20 protein-coding genes are annotated in these 24,092 nt (G+C 68.4%); 8 read left to right on the top strand and 12 right to left on the bottom strand.

All coding sequences use genetic code 11. The features are described 5' to 3' along the window. Nucleotides 1-3: 3 nt before the first annotated feature. Both QFZ52_RS12430 and QFZ52_RS12425 read right to left on the bottom strand, forming a co-directional pair. Nucleotides 4-1,323, bottom strand: a complete 1,320-nt coding sequence (locus QFZ52_RS12430) for an MFS transporter (RefSeq protein ID WP_307497901.1) — start codon at nucleotides 1,321-1,323, stop codon at nucleotides 4-6. 81 nt (nucleotides 1,324-1,404) lie between these two features. Continuing rightward, nucleotides 1,405-2,853, bottom strand: coding sequence for a PucR family transcriptional regulator (locus tag QFZ52_RS12425; RefSeq protein ID WP_307497899.1), 1,449 nt, complete (start codon nucleotides 2,851-2,853; stop codon nucleotides 1,405-1,407). 142 nt (nucleotides 2,854-2,995) lie between these two features. Here QFZ52_RS12425 and gabT point away from each other — a divergent pair, with 142 nt between their 5' ends. Next, nucleotides 2,996-4,348, top strand: a complete 1,353-nt coding sequence (gene gabT, locus QFZ52_RS12420; protein WP_307497898.1) for a 4-aminobutyrate--2-oxoglutarate transaminase — start codon at nucleotides 2,996-2,998, stop codon at nucleotides 4,346-4,348. A 116-nt stretch (nucleotides 4,349-4,464) separates the two neighbouring features. Here gabT and QFZ52_RS12415 read toward each other — a convergent pair whose 3' ends face one another. Both QFZ52_RS12415 and rarD read right to left on the bottom strand, forming a co-directional pair. Further along, the gene (locus QFZ52_RS12415; RefSeq protein WP_307497897.1) at nucleotides 4,465-6,900 is read right to left on the bottom strand and encodes a polysaccharide lyase 8 family protein; all 2,436 of its coding nucleotides are present in this window, start codon (nucleotides 6,898-6,900) and stop codon (nucleotides 4,465-4,467) included. 88 nt (nucleotides 6,901-6,988) lie between these two features. Then, entirely contained in the window at nucleotides 6,989-7,972 is a 984-nt protein-coding gene (gene rarD, locus QFZ52_RS12410; protein WP_373425715.1) for an EamA family transporter RarD, read from the bottom strand. Nucleotides 7,973-8,083: 111 nt separating this feature from the next. Between rarD and QFZ52_RS12405 the strand changes: the two genes are divergently transcribed. The 4 genes from QFZ52_RS12405 to QFZ52_RS12390 all read left to right on the top strand — a co-directional run bounded on the left by QFZ52_RS12405 (nucleotide 8,084) and on the right by QFZ52_RS12390 (nucleotide 12,470). Continuing rightward, complete coding sequence (locus QFZ52_RS12405; RefSeq protein ID WP_307497894.1) at nucleotides 8,084-9,529, top strand: FAD-dependent oxidoreductase; 1,446 nt, start codon at nucleotides 8,084-8,086, stop codon at nucleotides 9,527-9,529. 130 nt (nucleotides 9,530-9,659) lie between these two features. Next, nucleotides 9,660-11,156 (top strand): APC family permease, encoded by a 1,497-nt coding sequence (locus tag QFZ52_RS12400; RefSeq protein WP_307497893.1) that lies wholly within the window; start codon nucleotides 9,660-9,662, stop codon nucleotides 11,154-11,156. A gap of 216 nt (nucleotides 11,157-11,372) precedes the next feature. Then, complete coding sequence (locus QFZ52_RS12395) at nucleotides 11,373-11,930, top strand: TetR/AcrR family transcriptional regulator (RefSeq protein ID WP_307497891.1); 558 nt, start codon at nucleotides 11,373-11,375, stop codon at nucleotides 11,928-11,930. 117 nt (nucleotides 11,931-12,047) lie between these two features. Further along, the gene (locus QFZ52_RS12390; protein WP_307497890.1) at nucleotides 12,048-12,470 is read left to right on the top strand and encodes a hypothetical protein; all 423 of its coding nucleotides are present in this window, start codon (nucleotides 12,048-12,050) and stop codon (nucleotides 12,468-12,470) included. An 84-nt stretch (nucleotides 12,471-12,554) separates the two neighbouring features. Here QFZ52_RS12390 and katG read toward each other — a convergent pair whose 3' ends face one another. From katG to QFZ52_RS12365, 5 genes are all read right to left on the bottom strand, one after another. Further along, nucleotides 12,555-14,729, bottom strand: a complete 2,175-nt coding sequence (katG, locus tag QFZ52_RS12385; RefSeq protein WP_307497889.1) for a catalase/peroxidase HPI — start codon at nucleotides 14,727-14,729, stop codon at nucleotides 12,555-12,557. Nucleotides 14,730-14,794: 65 nt separating this feature from the next. Next, complete coding sequence (locus tag QFZ52_RS12380; RefSeq protein WP_278267195.1) at nucleotides 14,795-15,265, bottom strand: Fur family transcriptional regulator; 471 nt, start codon at nucleotides 15,263-15,265, stop codon at nucleotides 14,795-14,797. An 87-nt stretch (nucleotides 15,266-15,352) separates the two neighbouring features. Next, nucleotides 15,353-16,168, bottom strand: a complete 816-nt coding sequence (locus QFZ52_RS12375; RefSeq protein ID WP_307497887.1) for a hypothetical protein — start codon at nucleotides 16,166-16,168, stop codon at nucleotides 15,353-15,355. Continuing rightward, complete coding sequence (locus QFZ52_RS12370; RefSeq protein WP_307497885.1) at nucleotides 16,165-16,761, bottom strand: DUF6114 domain-containing protein; 597 nt, start codon at nucleotides 16,759-16,761, stop codon at nucleotides 16,165-16,167. Before QFZ52_RS12370 ends, QFZ52_RS12375 begins: the two co-directional genes overlap by 4 nt. Further along, nucleotides 16,752-17,366 (bottom strand): DUF6230 family protein, encoded by a 615-nt coding sequence (locus QFZ52_RS12365; protein ID WP_307497884.1) that lies wholly within the window; start codon nucleotides 17,364-17,366, stop codon nucleotides 16,752-16,754. The genes QFZ52_RS12370 and QFZ52_RS12365 overlap by 10 nt, the downstream gene beginning before the upstream one ends. A gap of 192 nt (nucleotides 17,367-17,558) precedes the next feature. Between QFZ52_RS12365 and QFZ52_RS12360 the strand changes: the two genes are divergently transcribed. The 3 genes from QFZ52_RS12360 (at nucleotide 17,559) to htpX (ending at nucleotide 20,406) form a co-directional block, all read left to right on the top strand. Next, a complete protein-coding gene (locus QFZ52_RS12360) occupies nucleotides 17,559-18,170 on the top strand; it encodes a TetR/AcrR family transcriptional regulator (RefSeq protein ID WP_307497883.1) in 612 nt (203 codons plus the stop codon). Nucleotides 18,171-18,173: 3 nt separating this feature from the next. Continuing rightward, nucleotides 18,174-19,445, top strand: coding sequence for an MFS transporter (locus tag QFZ52_RS12355; protein WP_307497882.1), 1,272 nt, complete (start codon nucleotides 18,174-18,176; stop codon nucleotides 19,443-19,445). Nucleotides 19,446-19,536: 91 nt separating this feature from the next. After that, nucleotides 19,537-20,406 carry a zinc metalloprotease HtpX gene (gene htpX / locus QFZ52_RS12350; RefSeq protein ID WP_307497881.1) on the top strand — a complete coding sequence of 290 codons (870 nt, stop codon included), beginning with the start codon at nucleotides 19,537-19,539 and terminating at the stop codon, nucleotides 20,404-20,406. 85 nt (nucleotides 20,407-20,491) lie between these two features. On the opposite strand, the gene efeB is transcribed toward htpX, so the two are convergent. Genes efeB through efeU form a run of 3 tightly spaced genes read right to left on the bottom strand, consistent with a single transcriptional unit; the run spans nucleotide 20,492 to nucleotide 23,955 of the window. Beyond that, nucleotides 20,492-21,847, bottom strand: a complete 1,356-nt coding sequence (efeB, locus tag QFZ52_RS12345; RefSeq protein ID WP_307497880.1) for an iron uptake transporter deferrochelatase/peroxidase subunit — start codon at nucleotides 21,845-21,847, stop codon at nucleotides 20,492-20,494. A gap of 2 nt (nucleotides 21,848-21,849) precedes the next feature. Next, nucleotides 21,850-23,022, bottom strand: coding sequence for an iron uptake system protein EfeO (gene efeO / locus QFZ52_RS12340; protein ID WP_307497879.1), 1,173 nt, complete (start codon nucleotides 23,020-23,022; stop codon nucleotides 21,850-21,852). 33 nt (nucleotides 23,023-23,055) lie between these two features. Then, on the bottom strand, nucleotides 23,056-23,955 hold the full coding sequence (gene efeU, locus QFZ52_RS12335) for an iron uptake transporter permease EfeU (RefSeq protein WP_307497878.1): 900 nt from the start codon (nucleotides 23,953-23,955) through the stop codon (nucleotides 23,056-23,058). Nucleotides 23,956-24,092 lie beyond the last annotated feature (137 nt).

Here is a 24,092-nt window from a genome sequence, read left to right as displayed (position 1 = left end):
GGATCACTCCCCGCCCCGGGAGGCCTGCTGCGACGCGACCACTACGCGGGGTCCGTGCCCGCTGTGCAGGCGCCCCAGCACGAAGGCGGCCACGGTCAGGACGACCGCGACGCCGACCGCCACACCCAGCGGCAGAATCCACTGCCCCGTCAGGCCGTGCAGGAGGCCGATGCCGAGCGGGCCGAGCGCCGAGAAGAAGTACCCCAGGGACTGCGCGGCAGTGGAAAGCGCCGTGGTCTCGGCGGGGGTGCGGCCGCTCTGGCTGATGATCGCCAGGACGAGCGGGAAGATGCCGAGGCCCAGGCCCGTGAGGCACGCGGATAGCAGTGCCGTCTCGATCGGCGCCACCATGAGGAGGATGATGCCGGCCACTGTGCAGGCGGCGGGGATGGCGAGGGCCCAGGGGCGGGTGCTGTTCCGCGAACCGAAGGCGAGGAAGAGCATGCCCGCGAACATCGACACGAACTGCATGACACCGAACATCAGGCCGCTCTGCGTGGCGTCCATGCCGCTGTCGCTCAGGATGTAGGCGAACCAGCTCATGACGGCGTAGGCGAGGAAACCCTGCGTCGAGAACACGATCGCGATCAGGACGGCCTTGCGGCCCCGGAGCGAGGCCCAGATGCCGTGATGCTGCTCGGGCGCGACGTCGGGGGCCAGGTTCCGGCTCCGGCGACGGCCGAGGGCCAGCGGGATGAAACCGAGGAGGCCGAGCGCGGCGATCACGGACCACGAGGCCAGCCCCGCGGACGGCGAGCCCAGCGCATGGGCCAGGGGGACGCTGACGGTGGCCGCCGTCGTCGCGCCAATGGTCATGGTGAAGGTGTACAGGCCGGTGACCAGCGACGTCCGGTCGGCGTGGTCCTGGCGGATCAGCACGGGCATGGAGACGTTGCAGATGGCCAGGCCGCTCATCGCCACCACGGAGCCCACCAGCAGCGCCACGGTGCTGGGGATGCCGCGGATCGCGAGGCCGCAGGTCAGCAGGAAGAGCGCGAACACCACGGTGTTCTCGACGCCCAGGCGGCGGCTCAGGGGATTGGTGGCCAGCCCGGCGAACGCGAAGCACAGGGTGGGGATGCTCGGCAGGAGCGAGGCGATGAAGGCTCCGTAGCCCAGGGCCTGCTGCAGTTCGTGGAAGAGCGCGGCGGCACTCGTGATGCCCACGCGGAGGTTGAGGCCCACCAGGATGACGCCCACCAGGGCGAGCAGCACCTTGCGGCGCCCCGACCCTCCGGTTCCCGTGGCGAGTGCCGAGGCGTCGGCGAGAGCAGCGGGGCTGAGGATGGGCGCGGTGGATTCCGAGGTGGGTGTGGCTGGCATGTTCTAAAGGTTAGACCTTTAGTCCTTCTGGTATGCCATTCCGTGATGAGCGCCACAGAAAGTGGCCGGCGTGAGGGTGACTCAGCGGGTCCCGAGGCGGGAGATCGCCAGGGCCAGCCAGAGCTGGACGCGGTCCGCCGTGGTGGAGGGGTCGTAGCCGCTGAGCTCGGTGATCTGGGCCAGGCGGTACCGGACGGTGTTGCGGTGCAGCGTGAGTGCCTGCGCCACGGCCGCCACGGAGCCGTCGTGTTCGAGGTAGCTCTCCAGGGTGCTGAGCAGTCCGGCGCCGTGCGCGGCGTCGAAGTCGTAGAGCGGTTTGAGGGTCTCCATCGCCATGTCGGACAGCGGCACGTCCTCACTCGCCAGCAGCAGCGACGTCAGGCTGAGCCGTTCGGGTTCGTTGACCGGCAGTCCGCGGGCGACGGCGTCGCGCGCCTCGAAGTAGCTCCACCGCAGGCCGTTCGCCTTGGCGTAGTGGCCGCCGATCCCGATCGTCGCCTTGAGCCCGGCCTCGGCCAGCAGCGCGTGGACGGCCTTGGCGGCCTCCACGGCGGTCTTGTCCTCCGGCGTGATGATGAGCAGCTCGGAGTCGACGACGGCGGTCGGGATGCCTTCGAGCTCGGGCGGCAGGGGCGTGGACATGATGGCCTTGTTCTGAGCCGGCGTGTTGCCCGGCGCCGGCCGCACGAGGATCACCACATGACGTTTGGCCGCAGCCACACCGATGGTCGCGAGCCTGGTGCCGGCGTCCTTCGGGTCCAGCACGCCGCGGATGACGTCCTGCATGACCTGCCCTGCCAGCTTCCGGGAGGCGTCCCGCTGGTGCTTCTGGTTGTTCAGTTCGAGGCTGATGAGGCTCTTCGCGTAGTCCAGGATGCCGGCGTCCCGGAAGGGCTCGCGGACCTGGAGTGTGGTGGCGTCGCGCTGACCGGTGGAGATGGCCACGTCCAGCCAGCGTCCGGAGTCGGATTCACCAAGGGAGCCTGCGGTGGTGCTGAAGATCTCGCGTCCGTAGCGCCGCAGCCGCAGGTCCGTGCGGAGCAGTCCCGCCAGTTGCCGCAGCAGGGCGGGCAGCCCGCCGCCTGAGAGGAGGGAACGGGCCAGGACCTGGTGCCCGGAGAGCATGCGTTCCAGCTTGGCGAGGTGGTCCGCGTGCTGCGCCTCCGCCACGAGCTTCCCCAGTGCGATGAACGGGGTCTCGTACGGGACCTCCACGACGGGGATGTCCCAGCGGTTCGCCTCCGCCACGAGGGCCGGGGGCACCACTTCGGAGGACAGGCCCGTGCCGAAGCCGATCCCGACCGCTCCGGAGCGCTGCACCATGCGCACGAAGTGGCGCTGCGCGGCGGCCGTCTTCTGGCGCAGTCCCGTGGTCAGCACGAGCTCGCCGCCGCTCAGGAAGCGCTGCGGGTTCTCCTGCTCCGTGACGGCCACCCACTGAATCGGGGTGGAAAGGGTCGACTCGGCGGCCCCGACCTTCTTAAGCTTGAGAGACGGAACGGACAGAAGTGCCGCCAGCGTGATGGACATGATCCCATCATAGAAGTCCTTTGGACTCCCGCACAGCAGGCTTGGGGTTTGGCTGTGCACCCGCCTATACATCGGCGAGCTTTCGTCATCCTATGCTCGAAGTCACACCCGTCGCAGGCGACTAAGAAGGAAAGAGTCCCCCATGACTGCAACCACCACCGAGCTCAGCTACCGCCTCGAGCAGAAGCGCAACATCGGCGAGTTCCCCGGCCCGAAGTCTCTCGAGCTGGCAGCCCGCCGTGACGCCGTCGTCGCCGGCGGCGTCGCCTCCTCCGTCCCCGTCTACATCGCCGATGGCGATGGCGGCATCATCAAGGACGTGGATGGCAACTCCTTCATCGACCTCGGCTCCGGCATCGCCGTGACGAGCGTCGGCGCCTCCGCCCCGGCCGTCGTCGCCGCGGTCCAGGAAGCCGTGCAGCACTTCACGCACACCTGCTTCATGGTCACCCCGTACGAGGGTTACGTCGCCGTCGCCGAGAAGCTCAACGAGCTGACCCCGGGCGACCACGAGAAGCGCTCCGTGCTGTTCAACTCCGGCGCCGAAGCCGTCGAGAACGCCATCAAGATCGCCCGCAAGGCCACCGGCCGCAACGCCGTCGTCGCGTTCGACCACGCCTACCACGGCCGCACCAACCTGACCATGGCGCTGACCGCCAAGGCCATGCCGTACAAGAGCGGCTTCGGTCCGTTCGCCTCGGACATCTACCGCCTGCCGATGAGCTACCCGTACCGCGAGGAGAACCCGGAGATCACGGGCACCGAGGCCGCCCAGCGCGCCATCCTCGCCATCGAGAAGCAGATCGGCGGCAGCGAGGTCGCCGCGATCATCATCGAGCCCATCCAGGGTGAGGGCGGCTTCATCGTCCCCGCCGAGGGCTTCCTCCCGACCCTGGCCGCGTGGGCCAAGGAGAACGGCGTCGTCTTCATCGCTGACGAGGTCCAGGCCGGCTTCTGCCGCACCGGCAAGTGGTTCGCCGTCGATCACGAGGGCGTCGTCCCTGACCTGATCACCATGGCCAAGGGCATCGCCGGCGGCATGCCGCTGTCCGCCGTCACCGGTCGCGCCGAGCTGCTCAACGCCGTTCACGGTGGCGGTCTGGGCGGCACCTACGGTGGCAACCCGGTGGCCTGTGCGGCCGCTCTCGCCGCGATCGAGACCATGGAACAGTTCGACCTGAACGCCCGTGCCGAGCGCATCGGTCAGCTCATCCAGGACCGCATGAACAAGCTGGCCGGCGAGCTCTCCGTGATCGGTGACGTGCGTGGCCGTGGCGCCATGCAGGCCATCGAGCTCGTGGTGGCAGGTTCCAAGGAGCCGAATGCCGCGCTGACCAAGGCGATCGCCGACTACTGCCTGGCCCAGGGCGTCATCATCCTGACCTGTGGCACCTACGGCAACGTGATCCGTCTCCTGCCGCCGCTCACGATCGGTGAGGACCTCCTCAACGACGCGCTCGACGTCCTCGAGGCAGCGATCCGCGCCAACGCCTGAGCCTTCCCGGCTCCGGCTCTCTGAGCCTGGCCGCCCGTCCCGACCGTTCACCTGCCCGCGAACGGTCGAGGCGGGCGGCCTTGTTTTAACCAAGGCCGCCCGCCTCGACCGGGGGATCAGCGCAGCACCACCGTGCGGGCATGGCCGTGCCCGTCCAGCGCGACCTCGAGCGTGAGCGGTGAGGTGCTCACCACGGTCACGCCGGGATCCGGACTCACGACGCCGGACACCGCCACCCCCGCCAGGCTCACCCGGGCGACGGCCTGGGTGCGGCTCGGGTCGGAGAGCGCGACCGTCACCTTCCCGTCGTCGTCCTTCCGGAACGCCAGCGAGCACGGACCGCTCACGGTGACGCCGTGCGTGGGGTTCGTGTCCGCCGGGGTGGCGGCGAAGAAGTTGGCCAGCGTCACGCCCTGCGCGCGGTCCTCCACGATCTGCACCTCCGCCGTGTTCGCGAGGACCCGCACCGAGGGGTTCGCCGACTCCTTGAAGGTGTCCGAGTGCTCCGCGCCCGGCAGCATCAAGTACGCGTAGCCACCACCCTGAGTCCCCGTGCCGTGGCTGTGGGTGATGGTGACGTAGTCGCGGGTCTTGACCTCGTCCGAGCCGCCCGTGTCGGCGCCGGAGTTGATGGCCTTCCACGTTCCGGTGCGGGCCACCACCGCCACGGTGACGTCTCCGCTCACGTTCTCCGCGGGCAGCAGAACATAGCCGCCATGACCCACGATGTGGGCGTTGCGGGTGATCCTGACGCGGGCGTCTCCGGGTGCCAGGGTCCGCTTGCGGTTGTCGGTGCGCAGTTCCGGCGCCTTGCCGGGAGGGAAGGCCCGGTTCTCCACGGTGGTGATCACCTCGTGCGGGCCGGAGGAGGTGATCCCGGCACCCAGGCAGACCACCTTGTCCTCCAGGAAGAACCACGACTTGCGCGCGCTGAGGGTCTTGTTGAAGTTCAGGTGATCCATGCCCTGGACACCCCAACGGCCGTCCAGATCGAGCCCGCCCGCGAAGGCCTGGTACGCGCGGGGGATCCCGGTGCCGTTCGCCGCTCCGCTCTCGCGCGGTTCAAGGGTCACGGTCGTTCCGGGCAGGCGGTACGGGTCCACGGTCGGCCAGAAATCGGCGCTGTACTGGGACGGGTCCGTCGGGGTGTAGACGAAGGTCAGGCCGTCGCCCTGGTACCAGCCGAGGTTGTTCTCGAAGTTGCCCCATTCGTAGCGGCCGATCCGTTTCGAGGACACGTTGACCACCGAACTGAACCCCGGCCGGTGGTGCACCAGACGGTCCTGGTCCCCGAACGCGCGGGTGAAGACCGGGGCGGGCGCCGGAGTGATGGAGGAGTCCTGGAGGGCCGAGGTGACCAGCAGGGACTTGGCGATGCTCTGCCCGGGCAGACCGAACAGGGAGACGTCCGTGCAGCGTTCCAGCCAGCCCTTCACGAGGGCGAGGTAGCGGCTGCGGTACGGTTCGCCGGCTCCCGGCGCCAGCAGGAGGATGGCCGTGATGGCGCCGGCGCCGTCCACGTAATCCGGGTTGGCCTGGCGGGACACCGCCCGGCCGCGGACCGTGTCCATCATGCGTCCGTTCCAGATGAAGGGCGCGTAGCTCGCTTCCACCGCGTCCAGGATCACGGACTTCTTCGGGTCCGTGACGTCCCAGGAACTGCCACCCAGCAGGCCCAGGATCTCGGCGATCCCGCCGAGCGTGACCACCCCGTACGTCCCCACGTACGGGAGATAGCTGTGCTGGACGAACGAGCCGTCTGCGTAGAAGCCATCGCCGCTCGTGACATAGCCGAACACGCTGTTCTTGCCGTTGCGGACGGTGTCGCTGAGGGCGTCGCGGGCCAGGGCCACTTCGTCCGTCCGGCCGTCGAGGATGCCGCGCAGAGCGCAGGAAAGGGCCTTGTCCGTCCGGTTCGCGCCGGTCTCCGCGAGGCTGGTGCCGCGGCCGCGCCAATTGGGGTCCGGGGTGAAGTACCGTGCCGCGGCCAGGAGGGAGGAACGCAGGGCGGCAGGGACGACGTCGTACAGCAGCACCAGGATGTCCGCGGCCTTGCGCGGCACGCCGATCTCCCAGAACCACCAGTTGCCGGCGGCCCGCATGCCGCTCTTGTAAGCGGTGGTGCTGAGATAACTGAGCGCCGCCACCAGATCGGAGGCCAGCTTCGCGTCACCGTGCTGGGCGGAGCCTGCCGTGGCGTGAGCGAGGGCCAGGTCGAAGAGACGGTTGAAGCTCACGCCCATGTTGCCGGTGGCGTCGGCTGCGCTGCCGATGCCCGTGAGCGGCAGGTCGGCCCAGAGACCGGAGGTCCCGCTCGGGGTGATCATGGACGCCCAGGTCCTGGCGGCGGCGTCGCTCATGGCCTGGAGCGCCGGGGCGAGCTCCGGGACGGTGGCGGCACTGCCGTCCCCGGCCAGCATCAGACGACGGCGGGCCACCAGCTCGTCCAGCGAGGCCACGGGGGCGGCGCTCGCGGAGCCGGCCGTGGCGCCCAGGAGCGCGCCGGCCCCCAGGAGTGCGAAGAGGGTTCTGCGATTCAGCTCGGCGGACAACTCGGACCTCCAGTGCTCGGGGAGTGGGTAGTCCGAGCCTAGAGCTGAGTGTTCTTGATCACAATAGGTTGAAAGTGTTCATTTACTTTCACCTGCGCCGGACGCGGATGGTATGACGCAGGGCGTCCACGGTGAGGATGACGAGCCCCAGCCACACCAGCCCGAAGCCGATCCAGCGCTCGGGGGACATGCGCTCGTGGAGGACCAGGGTGGCGATGATCAGCTGGAGCGTCGGCGCCAGGTACTGCAGCATGCCGATGGTGGTCAGCGGGAGGCGGGCGGCGGAGGCGCCGAAGAACACGAGGGGGACGGCCGTCACCGCGCCGGACGCGGCCATGAGCCAGAAGTGGGCCGAGCCGTAGCCGGTGACCGTGGCCGCCTGGTTCAGCGTCAGCGCCACCATGGTGACGGCGGCGAACGGGGCCAGGACTAGCGTCTCCACGCTGAGGCTGGTGATGGAGTCGACGCCGGACCCCACCTTCTTCTTGACCAGCCCGTAGAAGCCGAAGCTGAAGGCGAGGGTCAGGGCGATCCACGGCAGCTTGCCGTACGCCACCGTCAGCACGACGACGGCCAGGAACCCGATGCCCACGGCGGTCCACTGCAGCGCCCGCAGGCGTTCCTTCAGGACCAGGACGCCGAGCAGCACCGAGACCAGCGGATTGATGTAGTACCCCAGCGAGGCTTCCACGGCCTGCCCGCTCATCACGCCGAACGTGTACGCGAGCCAGTTCACGGCGATGAGCAGGGCGGCGATCGCCAGGACGCCGAGTGTCTTCGGCCGCTTCAGGACGAGGGTGAACGTCTTCCAGGAACGCGTGACGGTCAGCAGGATGGCGCAGAAGAGCAGGGACCAGAGCACCCGGTTCGCCACGATCTCCACCGGGCCGGCCGGAAGCAGCAGCATGAAGTAGAGCGGCAGCAGGCCCCAGAGGGTGTAGGCGCCGACGCCGTAGGCGAGACCCTGGCGCTCTCGCTTGGCGGCCTGCTCGGCCGCGTCACCGGAGGTGGCTGCCGGGTTGCCGCCAGCGGTTCCGCTCACGGGGGTGGTGGGAGCGAGGGTTTTCGAGATGGGGTCCGTCACGTGGGCACAACCGGCCGCATGCAGGCGTTATTCCGAACAATTAGAATAGTTCTGCCTGCGCTAATGGCGCGGGCACTGTCAACCTTGGAAGGTCAGCTCTTGTCTGTCGAGTCTGTGCACACATCCGCCCGCCCTCTGCGCGTCGCCATCATCGGTTCCGGTCCGGCCGGCGTCTACGCCGCAGACATCCTCACGAAGTCGCAGGGCGTGAAAGACGGCGAAGTGCAGGTCTCCATCGACCTCTTCGAGCGCTACCCCGCGCCGTACGGCCTGATCCGTTACGGCGTCGCCCCGGACCACCCCCGGATCAAGGGCATCGTGAACGCGCTGCACAAGGTCCTGGACCGCGGCGACATCCGCTTCTTCGGCAACGTCCACTTCGGGCAGGACGTCAGCCTCGAAGACCTGCAGAAGCACTATGACGCGGTCATCTTCGCCACGGGCGCCATCAAGGACGCGGAGCTGAACATCCCCGGCATCGACCTCAAGGGCTCCTTCGGCGGCGCGGACTTCGTCTCCTGGTACGACGGCCACCCGGACGTGCCGCGTGACTGGCCGCTGGAGGCCCAGGAGATCGCCGTGATCGGCAACGGCAACGTCGCGCTGGATGTGGCTCGTGTCCTGTCCAAGCACGCGGAGGATCTGCTGGTCACCGAGATCCCGGACAACGTCTATGAGGGCCTGAAGAAGTCCCCGGTCACGGACGTGCACGTCTTCGGACGCCGCGGTCCCGCCCAGGTGAAGTTCACCCCGCTGGAGCTGCGCGAGCTCTCCCACTCCCGGGACGTGGACATCGTGCTGTACCCGGAGGACTTCGACTTCGACGAGGCCTCGGACGAAGCCATCAAGACGAACAACCAGGTCAAGACCATGGTCAACACCTTGACCAACTGGCTGGTGGAGGAGGCGCACGAGGGCGAGGACGCCGCGTCCCGCCGTCTGCACCTGCACTTCCTGCACTCCCCGGTGGAGATCCTCGAGGACCCGGAGCGCCCCGGTCATGTGGGCGGCATCCGCTTCGAGCGCATGGAGCTGGACGGCACGGGCAATGCCCGCGGCACCGGCGAGCATGTGGACTACCCGGTCCAGGCCGTGTACCGCGCCATCGGCTACTTCGGCTCCCCGCTGCCGGGCCTGGAGTTCGACGAGCGCCGTGGCGTCCTCAAGAACGACGGCGGCCGCGTCCTGGGCGCGGACGGGGCCCCCGTGCCGGGCGTGTACGCCACGGGCTGGATCAAGCGTGGACCGGTCGGCCTCATCGGCCACACCAAGGGTGACGCCCTCGAAACCATCGGCTACCTCCTGGAGGACCGCCTCCAGCTGCCCGCCGCCGTCGAGCCGTCCGAGGACGCCGTCGTCGCGCTGCTCGAGGAGCGCGGTGTCGAGTACACGACGTGGGAGGGCTGGAACCGTCTGGACGCTCACGAACTGGCGCTCGGGGCTGAGGCGACCGCCAACGGAGGTTCGCACGGCGTGAGTATTGCGCGCGAGCGGGTCAAGGTGGTACCTCGCGAGGAGATGGTGAGCATTTCCCGAGGTCAGTAGGCCATTCCGGGAGAATGCGGGAAATGAAGTGTTCATTTCCTAATCTCACATACTGGACGAGTACGGGGTGTCCGAGGGGTGGACACTACCCTTGTGACGATCCTTTACACGACACAGAATGTGGACACCGATGAACATTCTCCGTACCAAGTCGATTGAGCAGTCAATTGCAGACGCCGAAGAGCCGGGGCGCCGGCTCAAGCGTTCCCTGAGTGCCTGGGACCTCATGATCATGGGCGTCGCCGTGGCCGTCGGCGCCGGCATCTTCTCCGTTGGCGCCAAGGCCGCCGCCAACTTCGCCGGCCCCGCCGTCACGCTGTCCTTCGTCATCGCCGCCGTCACGTGCGCGCTGGCGATCATGTGCTACGCCGAATTCGCCACGGCCATCCCGGTGGCGGGTTCGGCCTACGTCTTCACCTACGCGACCCTCGGCGAGGTCCTGGCCTGGATCGTCGGCTGGAACCTCATCCTGGAGCTCTTCACGGCCGCGGCCGTGATCGCCAAGTACTGGGGCATCTACCTCTCCAAGGTCTTCGACCTGGTGGGCGTCAAGATGCCCGAGGCCATCAATGTGGGCGGCCTGGACGTCTACTGGGGCGCGTTCCTGATCGTGGCCATCTTCACCGTGCTGCTCGTGCTCGGCACCAAGCTCTCTGCCCGGGTGGGCAATGTCTTCACGCTCATCAAGATCGCCGTGGTGCTCTTCGTGATCATCGTGGGCTTCTTCTACATCAAGGCGGAGAACTACACCCCGTTCGTCCCGCAGTCCGTGCCGACCGCAGGCAATGCCGTGGAAGACGTCATGAAGCAGTCCCTCTTCGGCTTCCTGACGGGCGCCGCCCCGGCACAGTACGGCACCCTGGGCATCTTCGCCGGTGCGGCCCTGGTGTTCTTCGCCTTCATCGGCTTCGACGTCGTGGCCACCTCCGCGGAAGAGGTCAAGAACCCGCAGAAGACGCTGCCCCGCGGCATCTTCGGCGGCCTCGCCCTGGTCACGCTCCTCTACATCCTGGTCTCCCTCGCCCTGACCGGCATGGTGTCCTACACGGACCTCGCGAAGGCCAAGAACCCGACCCTCACCACGGCGTTCGAGGCGGTCGGCAACACCGACGCCGCCAAGATCATCGCGTTCGGCTCGCTGATCGGCCTCACCACGGTCATCATGGTGCTCCTCATGGGCCTGGCCCGTGTGGTCCTGGCCATGAGCCGCGACGGCCTGCTGCCGCGTGCCCTGTCCAAGACGAGCGACAAGCACTCCACCCCGGCCCGCACCCAGATCCTCTGCGGCGTGGCCGTGGCGCTCGTGGCCGGCCTGACGCAGGTGGACATCCTGGAGGAGATGATCAACATCGGCACCCTGTGCGCCTTCGTGATGGTCTCGATCGGCATCCTGGTGCTGCGCCGCAAGCGTCCCGATCTGCGCCCGGCGTTCCGTGTGCCGCTCGGCCCCGTGCTCCCGGCCCTGTCCGCCGTGCTCTGCGTCTACCTGATGACCAACCTGGCCGTGCAGACCTGGCTGTTCTTCCTCCTCTGGCTCGTGCTCGGCTTCGCCATCTACTTCGCGTACGGTCAGCGGCACTCCCGCCTGAACGAACGGTTCACCGAGGCGAAGGAGTTCGTGGGCTGATCCAGCCCGCGTCTCCCACCGCTGAGCCGCAGCACGACGACGGCGCCGCGCCCCTTCCCGGGGTGCGGCGCCGTCGTCGTCCGCGGGGTGAGCGGGTGAGCCGCCCGCTGTCGGAGTGCCGTCATCTCGCGGCCCGCCTGCGGCCCCGGGAGGCCGTGGGGTTCTAAGATTGCGCTTATGGCGCGTCCTCCCCGACCCGAACGTAAATCAGAGCTCATGCACGACATCCTGCTGTACCTGCAGGACAAGTCGATCGCCGACCTCACCTTCCGCACCCTCGCCGACGGGCTGGGCATCAGCAGCTACGTGCTGGTGTACCACTTCGGCTCCCGAGAAGAGCTCATCTCCCAGATCGTGCACGCGATCGAGGCCCGGCCCTCCGAAGTGCTGGATCTGGAACTCGTCACGGCGGGTCGGGAGGAGTTCGAAGCCTGGCTCCGGACCGCCTGGAAGGTCGGACTGCGCGAGTACGGCATTCAGCTGCAGCGGCTGCACTTCGAGGCCGCCATGCAGGATTCCGTGCTGGACAAGCCGCGCGGCAACGGCGGCAAGCTGTATCACTCCTGGGTGGATGTCCTGCATGAATGGCTCAGGAACCAGGGTCTCGGCGAACCGGAGGCCCGCAGGACGGGACGGCTGTTCGTGGCCACGCTGACCGGGCTGCGGTACGACGTGATCGTCACGGGCGAGCGGGAGGCGGCCACGGAGGCCTTCGAACGTCTGCTGAAGTCCTTCTTCCTCACGATCGATTCGGAACTGAAGCGCGGCGCCTGAAGGCCCGTCATACCGCCGTTCCCGTCTGTTGCGCCGTGTTACTCTGACGATCGTCACAAGAAAATCGCTGGAGATTATCACTCGCACAGTGCTCCAGTGCCTGAAAAAGGGGAAACCATGAGCAAGACCATCGTCACGCGTGCCCTCGGCATCGTCGCCGTCCCGCTGCTGGCCGTGAGCCTGAGCGCCTGTGGCGGCCAGAGTGTCGCGGACGCCTGCTCGAAGCTGGAGAGCGACATGAGCGGCATCAGCAACGAACTGCAGTCCAATATGAGCAAGTTCGCCTCCGACCCCAAGGCGGCGTCGGACGGCCTGAGCAAGTTCTCGGACAAGCTGGCCGAGAGCGTCAAGGGCGTTTCCAACCCGGACGTGAAGCCGAAGGCCGAGGCCGCCAGCGCCGCGTACGCCGACTTCACCGCGAAGATCAAGTCCGCTGCCGCGGATCCGTCCACGGCCTCCGCCAAGATGACCGAGCTTTCGGGTTCGGTTACCAAGGTCTCGGACAGCTTCACCGAGCTGGGCAAGGTCTGCAAGAAGTAGCGTTCCCGCCACTCCGCCGTCAGACGGGAAAGGCCCCGGTGTCACCAGTCGGTGACACCGGGGCCTTTCAGCGTCCGGAGGGGATTACTTCTTCAGCTCGAAGCGGTCGTTCTCCATGACCTTGGCCCATGCCGCGGCGAAGTCCTTGACGAACTTCTCCTGGGCGTCGTCCGAGGCGTAGACCTCGGCGAGGGCGCGGAGCTCCGAGTTGGCGCCGAACACCAGATCCACGCGGCTGCCGGTCCAGCGGCCGTCGGCGGTGGTGTAGCTCTGCTCGTCATCCGCCGGGATCCAGGTCTGGCCGAGGTCCAGCAGGTTCACGAAGAAATCGTTGCTGAGCGCGCCCGGGCGATCGGTGAAGACGCCGGTGCTGGAACCGTCCCAGTTGTTGCCCAGCACGCGCAGACCACCGAGAAGCACGGTCATCTCCGGGCCGGAGAGGTTGAGCAGGTTCGCGCGGTCGATCAGCAGGTACTCGGCCGGCAGGTTGATGTAGCCGCTGTTGTAGTTGCGGAAGCCGTCGGCCACCGGCTGCAGCCAGGCGAACTGCTCCGGGCTGGTCTGCTCCTGGGTGGCGTCCACGCGGCCCGGGGTGAAGGGGACGGTGACGGTCTGACCGGCGGCCTGGGCGGCCTGCTCCACGCCGACATTGCCCGCGAGCACCACGACGTCGGCGAAGGACACCTTGACGGGGGAGGTCGCGTTGAAGTCGGCCACGATGCCCTCGAGGACGGAGATCACGGGCTTCAGCTTGTCCGGCTGGTTGACCGGCCAGTTGACCTGCGGTTCCAGGCGGATGCGGCCGCCGTTGACGCCGCCGCGCTTGTCGGAGCCGCGGAACGACGCCGCAGCCTTCCAGGCGGTGGAGACGAGCTCCTCGACGGTGAGACCGGACGCGGCGATCTTCTCCTTGAGAACGGCGATCTCGGCGTCGCCGATGGTTTGGGCCGGAGCGGCGGGCAGCGGATCCTGCCAGATGAGGTCCTCAGCCGGGACCTCCTTGCCGAGGTAACGGACCTTGGGGCCCATGTCACGGTGGGTCAGCTTGAACCAGGCGCGGGCGAAGGCGTCCTGGAAGGCCTCGGGGTCGTCCTTGAAGCGCAGCGAGATGGGGCCGTAGATGGGGTCCTCGCGCAGTGCCAGGTCGCTCGTGAGCATGCGGGGCTCGCGACGGCCGGCCGAGTGGGCCATGGGAACCATGTCCGCGCCGGCGCCGTTGGTGGGACGCCACTGCTTCGCGCCGGCCGGGGACTCCATGAGCTCCCACTCGTACGCGTAGAGGATGTGGAAGAACTCGTTGTCCCAGCGGGTCGGGTGGTAGGTCCAGGTGACCTCCAGGCCGGAGCCGACGGTGTCATCGCCGAAGCCGGTGCCGTGGCCGTTCTTCCAGCCGAAGCCCTGGTTCTCGAGCGGAGCGGCCTCGGGGTCCGGGCCGATCTGGTCGTCCTTGTGGGCGCCGTGGGTCTTGCCGAAGGTGTGCCCACCGGCGATCAGGGCGACGGTCTCCTCGTCGTCCATGCCCATGCGGCGGAAGGTCTCGCGGATGTCGATGGCGGAGGCCAGCGGGTCCGGGTTGCCGTCCGGGCCTTCCGGGTTCACGTAGATGAGCCCCATCTGCACTGCGGCGAGGGGGGCTTCCAGGTCACGGGCGCCCGAGTAGCGCTCGTTGTCCAGCCACACCTTCTCCGGGCCCCAGTAGACGTCGTCGTCGGCTTCCCAGACGTCCGGACGGCCACCGGCGAAGCCGAAGGTCTTCAGGCCCATGTCTTCGAGGGCGACGTTGCCCGCCAGGATGAACAGATCGGCCCAGGAGATCGACTGGCCGTACTTCTTCTTGATCGGCCACAGCAGACGGCGGCACTTGTCCAGGCCGACGTTGTCCGGCCAGGAGTTCAGGGGCGCGAAGCGCTGCTGGCCCGCGCCGCCGCCACCGCGGCCGTCGTGGGAGCGGTAGGTGCCGGCGGAGTGCCAGGCCATGCGGATCATGAAGGGGCCGTAGTGACCGAAGTCGGCGGGCCACCAGTCCTTGGAGTCCGTCATGAGGGCCGTCAGGTCAGCCTTGACCGCGTCCAGATCCAGAGCGTTGAAGGCCTCGGTGTAGTCGAAGCCGGGGTCGAGCGGGTTCGCGACCTCGGGGTTCTTCGCCAGGATCTTGAGGTTGAGCTTGTTGGGCCACCACTCAGTGTTGGCGCTGCCCTTGGTGGGGTGTACACGGCCGCCGTGGGCGACAGGGCATTTAGAGACGGTGCTCTCAGACACGGTGTTCCTTCCGGGGATGGTTGATACGGGTGTGTGAAGGGAAGTTCGGGGAGCCTGGGTGCGGCTCAGTCGCCGTCCTGGCGCTCGGCGGCGAGGCAGTCCTGGCAGATGCCCTGGTAGAGGACATCGGCGATCTGGATGCTCATGGGCTGCTGGTCGTCGTTCCAGTGGGGATGCAGGCAGGGTGCATGCCCGACGGCGCAGTCCACGTCCTCGATGCGCCCGCAGCGCGTGCAGATGGCGTGGTGGTGGTTGTCCCCGGTGCGCGTCTCGTACAGTGCGGGGGAGTGCGGGGGCTCGAAACGCCGCAGCATGCCGAGTTCCGTCAGGTCGCCGAGGACCACGTAGACGGACTGCGCGGAGAGTCCCGGGAGCTCGCGGCGGGCCAGGTCGAGGATGTTCTCCGCGGTGGAGTGCGGATGGGTGTCGATGGCTGCGAGCACGGCAAGGCGCTGCTTGGTGACGCGCCGTCCGGCGGTACGCAGCTGCTCGGACCAGGCGGAGGCCCGGTCGGGGAGTGCCGTGAACTGGGACATGACCCCATTCAAGCACTTATTTTGACTAGCTCGCAATTAGTGGCGGCAAATTCCCAGGAATATGTTCGGCGGACCCGGAAAGGGCGCTCAGGACTCGACGATCCGCTGGTTCGTGTTCGTGTAGCTGATCGAGTCGGCGGTGCTTCCCACGAGGCCCATCGTCACCCGCAGGAGTCCCGGCGCGACGTCGTCCAGCGGGGGCGGCGTGTCGGTGCCGAGCGTGAGCGAACGGCCGTTCGCCGTCGTCGCGGTGACGGAGCCGAGGTACACGTCGACGTGGCCTTCGAGCTTCATGGTGTCCGCCGTGGTGACGAGCCCGGGGCCGTTCGGCGGCCGGACGGTGAGGGAGAACCCGGTGATCGTGATGGAGTCCGCGCTGATCTTCAGCGCGCGCACGCTCCCGCCGTCGACCGTCGGCACCGAGACGATCCCGATCGAGTGCAGACCGGTGAAGGACAGCCCCCGGGAGCCGAGGGAGGCGGGCGTCCTGGTGAAGATCGGGGCGCCGTCCTCGCGGGTCGCCTTCACGGGCTTCTTGGGGGAGGGCTTCGCTCCGGGTGACGGGTGCGCGGGATCGGTGGACGCCGACGACGGCGACCCGCTGGGCGTGCTGCTTCCGGGGGCGCTGGTTCCGGAGTCGCCGGGCACGGGGATGACCGGCATGCCGCCGGACCCGCCGGCCGGGACGCTGGGGGTGCCGGCGCCCGGAGCGGGCGTCGTGGCCGAAGGCTTCGGGGTTCCGGGGGTGGGGGTCGGCGTCGGGGAGGCGCACGTGAAGAGGATGGGGAGGCAGAAGGCTGCGGGCTGGGACTCGGGGGCCTGGGCGGCGCCGAGGGTGAACGGTGTCACCAGCACGGCGCCGGCCAGCAGCGCTCCCAGTCCGCGGCGGCGGCGCTGTGTCATGAGGCGGGTTCTCCCTGAGGTGCGGGACTCCGTCTCATCCAGGCGGCCACGAGCACTCCTCCGGTCCCGGCCAGCAGCATGCCGATCAGGAAGCCTCCGAGGTTCACGCCCACCAGTGAGTACACGGCCACGGCGAGGGCGATCACGCCGTAGAACACGTGATGGTCCGGCATGGTCATGGCGAGGATGCCCAGCAGGAGCAGGGCGATCGGGATGATGGTCGCCTGAAGGCCCTCGATGCCGAGCTGCACGTGCAGATGACCGATGTCCAGCTGTCCGGAGAAGAACATCTCCACGCCGCCGAGCGCCACGAGCAGACCGCCGATGAACGGCCGCTCCTTCCGCCAGGTCCGGAAATCGCTCTCCGCGGGGGCGGTGGCCGCTTCGGGCGCGTCCACGGACTCGGACGCCAGGAGCGACTCCACGGGTTCCAGGGGCTCGGTCGGCTCCGTGCGGGACTCCGCGACCGGGGCGGTGGTGTGCCTCTCTGCCGTGTGCCGCTCGGGCCGGGTGGCGCCGGCTCGCCGGGACCTGCGAGGGGCCTGCGGTGTCAGCCCGTTCTCCGCCAGTGCGCTGTCGCCGCTCAGAAGCATCCCTTGGACCCGTCCGTCAGCTCCAGCTTCATCCCGGTGAGGGTGAAGACGGAGGCCTGGGTGCTCCAGGCGGTCTGTTCGAGGTTCTTGATGGTGACGGTGTCGGCGTCCTGGGCGAAGTCGCCGGGGGTACCCTTCGCCGCGGTGTTGACGGTGGAGGCATCCACGCCGATGCGGATCTTGCCGAAGGACGCGTCGCCCTTCAGGCCGGTCATGCCGATCTGCAGGTCGGAAGCGGAGGCGGGGGATCCGCCGCCACCGGCCTTGATAAGCACGCCGACCTTACCGAGGGGGGTGTCGGTGGTGACGGCCTGGCAGAGGTCGCTCAGCGTGGCGCTCTTGATGTTGGCGATGGCCACGGTGTGGTTCTTTCCTTCGGTGTCCCGGGCGACTCCCGCGTACTGGGAGAAGCCGGTGCCCTCCAGCGACGAGGCGCCGATCTGGAACTGGCTGCCGGAGACGGCGAAGGAGACGGGGACCGCGCCCTGGGCGATGCCGCCCATCAGGGTGGTGGCGGCGAGAGCCGCCGGGACCGCGACGAGCACGATGCGCCCGGCGTGCGAGGAACTGATCTTACGGAGACGCTCAGACCTGGGGAATTTCATCGGACCTCCTGGAACGGGCGCCGACCCCTTCGGCGGCGCGCATGTGATGAAGATAACTTTTTAGTTGACTACGAGTCAATAGTGGTCCACCGGGGCGGGCTCTGCCGGGCGGGGGAGAAACGACGGGGGCGGGGCTGGTGTCGTCAGGCGTTCCGTGGCGTTCAGAGCGGCCTGCGTCAGTAGACTCAGAGGGTGTCCGAAGTGCAGCGAGTCCGCCTGAGCCCCGAGGAACGCCGGGCCCAGCTGATCGCCACCGGCGTCAATTTCCTGGCCGACCATTCCCTCGACGAGCTGACCATGGATGAGCTGGCCCGCCGGGCCGGAGTCTCACGCCCTCTGCTGTTCCACTATTTCGAGACGCGCCAGGGGATGCATCTGGCCGTCGTGACGAAAGCCCGGGACAGCCTTCTGGTCGCCACCGCACCGCGCCTCGAGCTGCCGCCCCGGGAGCGGGTCCACGAGACCCTGCTGAGGATCACCCAATTCGTGCAGCAGCACCGTGGCACCTTCTATTCGCTGGTCCGCGGCATCGCCAGTGGAGATCCAGCCGTGCGGACCGTGGTGGACGAATCCCGTGAGCTCAATGCGGAACGTCTCCGGGACGCGTTCATCGAGCTGGGATTCGAGGACACCGCCATGCTTCGCGTGGCCCTGCGCGCCTGGGTATCCTACGCCGAGGAGGCCCTGATCAGCCTGGCGATCGAGCGCGACACTGACGCGGACGCCGTCGTGCGCTTCCTGGAGGCCGGGCTGCGAGGCATGGTCGGTGCGACTCGCGAACTGCAGGCGCCGGACTACGCTTAGCCGGTGCGGAGATTCCTGGCTGACCTGACGCCCCTGCGGGAGAGTCCCGCCTTCAAGCGCCTCTGGATCGGGACCGCCGTCTCCAACGCCGGAAGCCAGCTCACCGTGGTGGCGCTCAGCCTCGAGGTCTACAAGATCACCCAGGAGAGCTCCTATGTGGGGCTGCTGAGCGTGTTCGCCCTGGTCCCGCTCGTGATCGCCGGGCTGTTCGGCGGCTCGGTCGCGGACGTGTACGACCGCCGGACGGTCGCGATCGTCGCCTCTGCGGCTCTCTGGCTGAGCGCGCTGGGGCTGGCCGTGCAGGCCTGGCTGCACCTGGAGAACGTCTGGCTGCTGTTCGCGCTCGCGGCCGTGCAGAGCGCCGCGCTCGGCATCAACGCCCCGGCCCGCTCCGCCATGATCCCGCTGCTGGTGCGCCCCGAGCTGCTCGCCTCGGCGAACGCCCTCAACATGATCACCTTCGGTCTCTCCACCATGGTGGGGCCTCTCCTGGGCGGCTTCCTCGTGGCGTCGCTCGGGTTCGAATGGACCTACACCCTCGACGCGATCAGCTACTTCGTCGTCATGTGGGCCCTGTTGCGGCTGCCTGCCATGCCGCCCGAGGGCGCGCCCCGTACGGTCGGGGTGGCGAGCGTCCTGGAAGGCTTCCGCTTCCTCGGCACCCGCCCCAATGTGCGCATGACGTTCATCCTGGACCTCATCGCGATGATCTCGTGCCAGCCCCGCGCGCTGCTTCCGGCCATCGGCGCCGTGATGCTCGGCGGCGGGGAGACCACGGTGGGCATCCTCCTCGCGGCGTTCGCGCTGGGCGCCTTCCTGGCGGGTCTGTTCAGCGGTCCCCTCAACCACGTGCGGAAACAGGGGGCCGCGGTGGTCTTCTCCATCATGGCGTGGGGTGCGAGCCTGGGCGCCTTCGGTCTCATGGTCGTCCTGGCCGGCGACGGCGGCCGCCAGGGCGTCACGGTCTGGTTGCTGCCCGCGGCGCTCTGCTGCGCCGCGGCCGGGGTCGCGGACTCCATCAGCGCCGTCTTCCGCAGCACGATCCTTCAGGCGGCCACGCCGGACGAGTTCCGGGGCCGTCTCCAGGGTGTCTTCATCGTGGTGGTGGCCGGCGGGCCGAGACTCGGCGACATGCTGGCCGGCGGCGCCACCACCTGGTTCCGTGAAGGCTGGGTCCTCCTGGTCGGCGGGCTGGTGTGCATCGTGGTCACGTGGGCCGTCTCCCGGGCCCAGCGCGGATTCCTGGCCTACGACGCGCGGAACCCGGTGCCCTGAGTGCACGTTGGAGAAGAGAGACGCTGGAGAATGGAAGAGACCAGCCGCCCACCCGGACGCATCCGGGGCTTTCGCGAGTGAGGAGCCACCCGTGCACCAACATCACAACGGCCTGAAGACCGCAGCGCTCTTCGGAGTGCTCTGGGCGGTGCTGCTGGGGCTCGGTGCGCTGATCGGGTTCTGGACGCGCAGCGCCGCCCCGATCTGGATCATGGCGCTGATCGGCGTGGCCACCACCTTCTACAGCTACTGGAACAGCGACAAGATCGCGATCCGCTCCATGCAGGCCGTGGAGATCCCCGAAGCTCAGGCTCCCGAGCTGTACCGCGTGGTGCGGGAACTGTCCCAGACGGCCGGGCAGCCCATGCCGCGGATCTACATCTCACCCACCATGACGCCTAACGCTTTCGCCACCGGCCGTAACCCGAAGCACGCCGCGGTCTGTGTCACCCACGGCATCGTGCAGCTGCTGAACGACCGCGAGTTGCGGGGCGTGCTGGGTCATGAACTCATGCATGTCTACAACCGCGACATCCTGACGTCCTCAGTCGCCGCGGCCGTGGCCGGCGTCATCACCTCGGTGGCACAGTTCATGATGTTCTTCGGTGGCGGCAGCCGCGACGGCGAACGGAACATGAACCCGCTCGCCGCGATCGCCATGGCGCTCCTGGCGCCCTTCGCCGCGTCCCTCATTCAGATGGCGATCTCGCGGACCCGGGAGTACGACGCCGACGAGGACGGCGCGAAGCTCACGGGCGACCCGCTGGCGCTCGCCTCGGCCCTGAGTAAGATCGAGCGCGGCGTCAGCCAATACCCCTTGCCGGCGGAGCAGACGCTCGTGAACACCTCGCACCTCATGATCGCCAACCCGTTCCGCGGCGCCAATGTGGCCAAGCTGTTCGCCACGCACCCGCCGATGAAGGAGCGCATCGCCCGTCTGGAGCGCATGGCGGGTCGCTGAACCCTCCGCCGTCTCGCGAGAAGCCAGTTGAGCACAGTTCCGGACTCCGGGACTGTGCTCAACTGGCTTCTCGCGGCGGTGAATCCTAGGAGAACAGCCCCTGACCCACGTATTCGCCCGGCTTGATCCCCGGCGGCACGGCGAACAGGCCGGAGCCCGTGTGCTTGAGGTACTCGACGCTCAACCGGTCCCTGGATGCCAGGCGGTTCTGCATGGGGACGAACTGCGTGCGGGGATCCCGGACGAAGGCGATGAAGAACAGGCCCGCGTCCAGCCGGCCCAGGGAGTCATTGCCGTCCGTGAAGTTGAAGCCGCGGCGCAGCATCTTCACGCCCTTGTTCGTGGCCGCGTGCGCCAGCCTGACATGGGAATCCATGGCGATCAGGGGAGCGTCGCCACGCCCCTTGGCCTCGAAGTTCGGCTCGGTGAACTCCTGGCCGCCGGAGAGCGGTGCGCCGGTGGACTTGGTCCGTCCGATCACGGCTTCCTGTTCGCCGAGCGACGTCCGGTCCCAGACTTCGATGTGCATGCGGATCCGTCGCGCCACCAGGTAGCTGCCGCCGGCCATCCACTGCTCGCCGGGCTTGCCCCCGGGCGCCACCCAGACGTTCTCGGACAGCTGCTCGGGTTCCTCCGCCTTGAGGTTGGCGGTGCCGTCCTTGAAGCCGAAGAGGTTGCGGGGCGTCTGCTGGCTGGTGGATGTGGAGGATGTCCGGCCGAAGCCCAGCTGGGACCAGCGCAGCCGGGCCCGGCCGAAAGCGATGCGGGACAGGTTGCGGATCGCGTGGACGGCCACTTGCGGGTCATCGGCACACGCCTGGATGACCAGATCCCCGCCCGTGCGCTGAGGTTCCAGCTGATCACCCGGGAAGTGCGGGAGCTCGATGAGCGCCTCCGGAAGGCGGCCGGACAGACCGAAGCGCGGCGCGCCGTCGTCGGTCACGAAGAAGGAGCGGCCGAAACCGAAGGTGATGGTCAGGTTCGACGCGGAGAGGCCCATGGCCTCGCCGGTGTCCGACGGCGGGGCCTCGTAGTCGCCGCCCACGGCGCCGCCTTCGCCGGCCTCACGCCCTGCGGCCATCGCCTCCGCGGCGGCGGTCCAGTCCTTCAGGAGGCCGATGACGTCGTCGCGGCTCGTGGCGGTGACGTCGAAGGCGGCGATGTGCAGACGGTCCTGGACCGGCGTCACGATCCCGGCCTGATGCTCCCCATGGAAGGGCACGACGGCGGTCGCCGCCGGCTGCGCGTCGGCGCCGGAGGGCCGCGTGACGGCGTAGCTCGCGGCGGCTCCGATGGCCCCCGCGCCGACCAGCGAGGCGGTGGTGAGGAGCCCGCGCCTGCTGACCCGCGGACCGGAAGACGACGGAACGCCCGCCGTCTCCTGGGAGGTGGTCTCCTGGGAGGCGGCGGGCGGAACCGGGGTGCTGTCCTGCTCGGGCATGGTCAGAGGACCACCGCGGCGGTCAGCTGGCCGAGCGGCTCGCCGAGGGCGTCCACCAGGGCGGCGAGCTGCTTGACTTGGTCGGGGGTCAGCTCGTTGTAGTACTTGAAGCCGTCGCCGACCTTGTACTTGTCCAGCTCGGTCTGCAGGGCCGCGAACCGCTGGTCCAGGGTCTTGGCCAGTTCGGGCTTCTTGAGGGCCACCACGGGGCGGAGGTTCTGGTAGGCGATGCGCGCGCCGTCGACGTTGGCCTGGAAGTCCCAGAGGTCGGTGTGGGACCAGATCTCCTCTTCGCCGGTCACCTTGCCGGTGGCCACCTCGTCCAGGAGCTCCTTGGCGCCGTTGCCGAGCTTGTCCGGGGTCAGGGTCAGCGTGCGGGTCCGCTCGAACAGCGTCTGGGTGTCCGTCACGAGCTTCTGGGACAGCTTCTGGCGTTCGGCTGCGGTCAGCGCGGTGTAGCCCTTCGGCGGGAAGAGGTCCTTCTCGGCCTTGTGCCAGCCGGTCCACTGCTGGCCCTTCTCCAGGTCGGCCTCGCGGAGGTCGAGGCTGGGGTCGAGGTCGCCGAACGACTCGGCCACGGGCTCGATGCGCTCCCAGTGCATGCGCACCGAGGCGTAGAGGCTGCGGGCCTTCGCGGCGTCACCGGAGGCGTAGGCGGCGGCGAAGGCCTTGGTGCCGGTGAGCAGCTGCTCGGTCTGGTCCTTGACGTAGGAGACGTACTGCTTGGTGGCGGTGTCCAGGAGCGCCTTGGTGTCCGAGTCGACGGACGCCGTGGTGCCGGAGGCCTCGACGGTGAAGGCCGCGCGGATGCCCTCGCCCTGCATGCCGGGCTTGCAGGCGGTGAGGTACTTGCCCTCGGGAGCGGTCACCACGAGCTTGCGGGACAGGCCGGGGCCGATGTTCTCGACCTCACCCACGATCCGCAGGCCGTCCTCGGCCAGGAGGTAGAACTCGGTGACCTGCTGGCCGTCGTTCTTCACGTCGAACGTCAGGTGGCCGCTCTTGGCCGTGGCCGCGCTGAGCGTGCACTCCTTGTCCGTGCTGCTCACGGAGATCGGTCCGTCCGTGGCGCCGGCGGCCGGCTTGGCGTTGTCCGTGCAGGCGGTCAGCGCCAGGGGGGCGACGATGGCGAGGGCCGCCAGGGAGCTGAGGGCGCGACGAGGGGAAGCAGGCATGACTGTCCTTGGAGAGTTCTTGAGGGAGAGGAATCAGGAGACGGGGGCGGCGGCGCGGGAGACGACCGGCGCGGCATCCGCGGGGAGGGTCTGCTTGGCGCGACGCGCGGCGGCGGCCTTGCGGGCGGCCTGCGAGCGGCGGTAGTTGCGCAGGTAGAAGTAGAGCGTCGGGACCACGTAGGCCCACCAGGCGATCGCTTCCAGCCAGGTGGTGGCGGGCGAGAAGTTGAAGGTGCCCTTGAGGAGCGTGCCGTACCAGGAGTCCGGCGGGATCGCGCCGGAGACGTCGAACGCGAGGTTGTGGAGGCCCGGGAGCAGGCCGGCTTCCTGGAGGTCGTGGATGCCGTAGGAGAGCACGCCGCCGGCCACCAGGATCAGGAAGATGCCGGTGATGGTGAAGAACTTGCCGAGGTTGATCTTGAGGACCCCGCGGTGCAGCAGGTATCCGAGCAGGACCGCGACGGCCAGGCCGAGGACCGCGCCCAGCAGTGGGACGGTGCTTTCGCCGGTCGCCTGTGCGGCGGCCCAGAGGAACAGGGCGGTCTCGAGGCCCTCGCGGCCCACGGAGAGGGCGCCCACCAGGATGATGCCCCAGGCGGCGCCGGTGGCCGCGGCGTCGATCTTGCCGTGCAGTTCGGTGCCCAGGGTTCGGGCGGTGCGCGCCATCCAGAAGACCATCCAGGTGACCATGCCGACGGCGACGATCGAGAGCGATCCGCCGATCGCCTCCTGCGCCTCGAACGTCAGACCGCGCGGGCCGAAGGTGAGGAGCGCGCCAAACGCGATGGAGATGGAGACGGCGGCGCCGATCCCGATCCAGAGTTTCGGCAGGAGGTGGGAGCGTCCGCTCTTGACCAGATAGGCCATGAGGATCACGACGACGAGGGTCGCTTCGAGGCCTTCGCGCAGACCGATCAGGAAGTTCCCGAGCATGCTGGATTCCTTGCTGTGTATGGGGTGCAGCGCGGCCCGGGGAGGGGTGCGCCGAGCAGAACATTACTCTCTCGGCTGAATTATGCAAACTTTATGTTGGCTATTGAAGTCAGGTGAGCTTGGCCTGGGTCCGGCAC

The organism is Arthrobacter woluwensis (genome assembly GCF_030816155.1).
Lineage (GTDB): Bacteria > Actinomycetota > Actinomycetes > Actinomycetales > Micrococcaceae > Arthrobacter_E > Arthrobacter_E woluwensis_A.
Note: the sequence above shows the minus strand (reverse complement) of the source record. Positions and strands in the feature narration are given on the sequence as shown.

Bases quoted from the DNA above. Each gene is read 5' to 3' on its own strand.
- QFZ52_RS12400 (WP_307497893.1), top strand. From the start codon at position 9,660: ATGAACATTCTCCGTACCAAGTCGATTGAGCAGTCAATTGCAGACGCC.
- efeO (WP_307497879.1), bottom strand. From the start codon at position 23,022: ATGCCTGCTTCCCCTCGTCGCGCCCTCAGCTCCCTGGCGGCCCTCGCC.
- efeU (WP_307497878.1), bottom strand. From the start codon at position 23,955: ATGCTCGGGAACTTCCTGATCGGTCTGCGCGAAGGCCTCGAAGCGACC.
- QFZ52_RS12380 (WP_278267195.1), bottom strand. From the start codon at position 15,265: ATGTCCCAGTTCACGGCACTCCCCGACCGGGCCTCCGCCTGGTCCGAG.
- efeB (WP_307497880.1), bottom strand. From the start codon at position 21,847: ATGCCCGAGCAGGACAGCACCCCGGTTCCGCCCGCCGCCTCCCAGGAG.
- QFZ52_RS12375 (WP_307497887.1), bottom strand. From the start codon at position 16,168: ATGACACAGCGCCGCCGCCGCGGACTGGGAGCGCTGCTGGCCGGCGCC.
- QFZ52_RS12425 (WP_307497899.1), bottom strand. From the start codon at position 2,853: ATGTCCATCACGCTGGCGGCACTTCTGTCCGTTCCGTCTCTCAAGCTT.
- QFZ52_RS12365 (WP_307497884.1), bottom strand. From the start codon at position 17,366: ATGAAATTCCCCAGGTCTGAGCGTCTCCGTAAGATCAGTTCCTCGCAC.
- gabT (WP_307497898.1), top strand. From the start codon at position 2,996: ATGACTGCAACCACCACCGAGCTCAGCTACCGCCTCGAGCAGAAGCGC.
- QFZ52_RS12370 (WP_307497885.1), bottom strand. From the start codon at position 16,761: ATGCTTCTGAGCGGCGACAGCGCACTGGCGGAGAACGGGCTGACACCG.
- QFZ52_RS12430 (WP_307497901.1), bottom strand. From the start codon at position 1,323: ATGCCAGCCACACCCACCTCGGAATCCACCGCGCCCATCCTCAGCCCC.
- QFZ52_RS12390 (WP_307497890.1), top strand. From the start codon at position 12,048: ATGAGCAAGACCATCGTCACGCGTGCCCTCGGCATCGTCGCCGTCCCG.
- QFZ52_RS12395 (WP_307497891.1), top strand. From the start codon at position 11,373: ATGCACGACATCCTGCTGTACCTGCAGGACAAGTCGATCGCCGACCTC.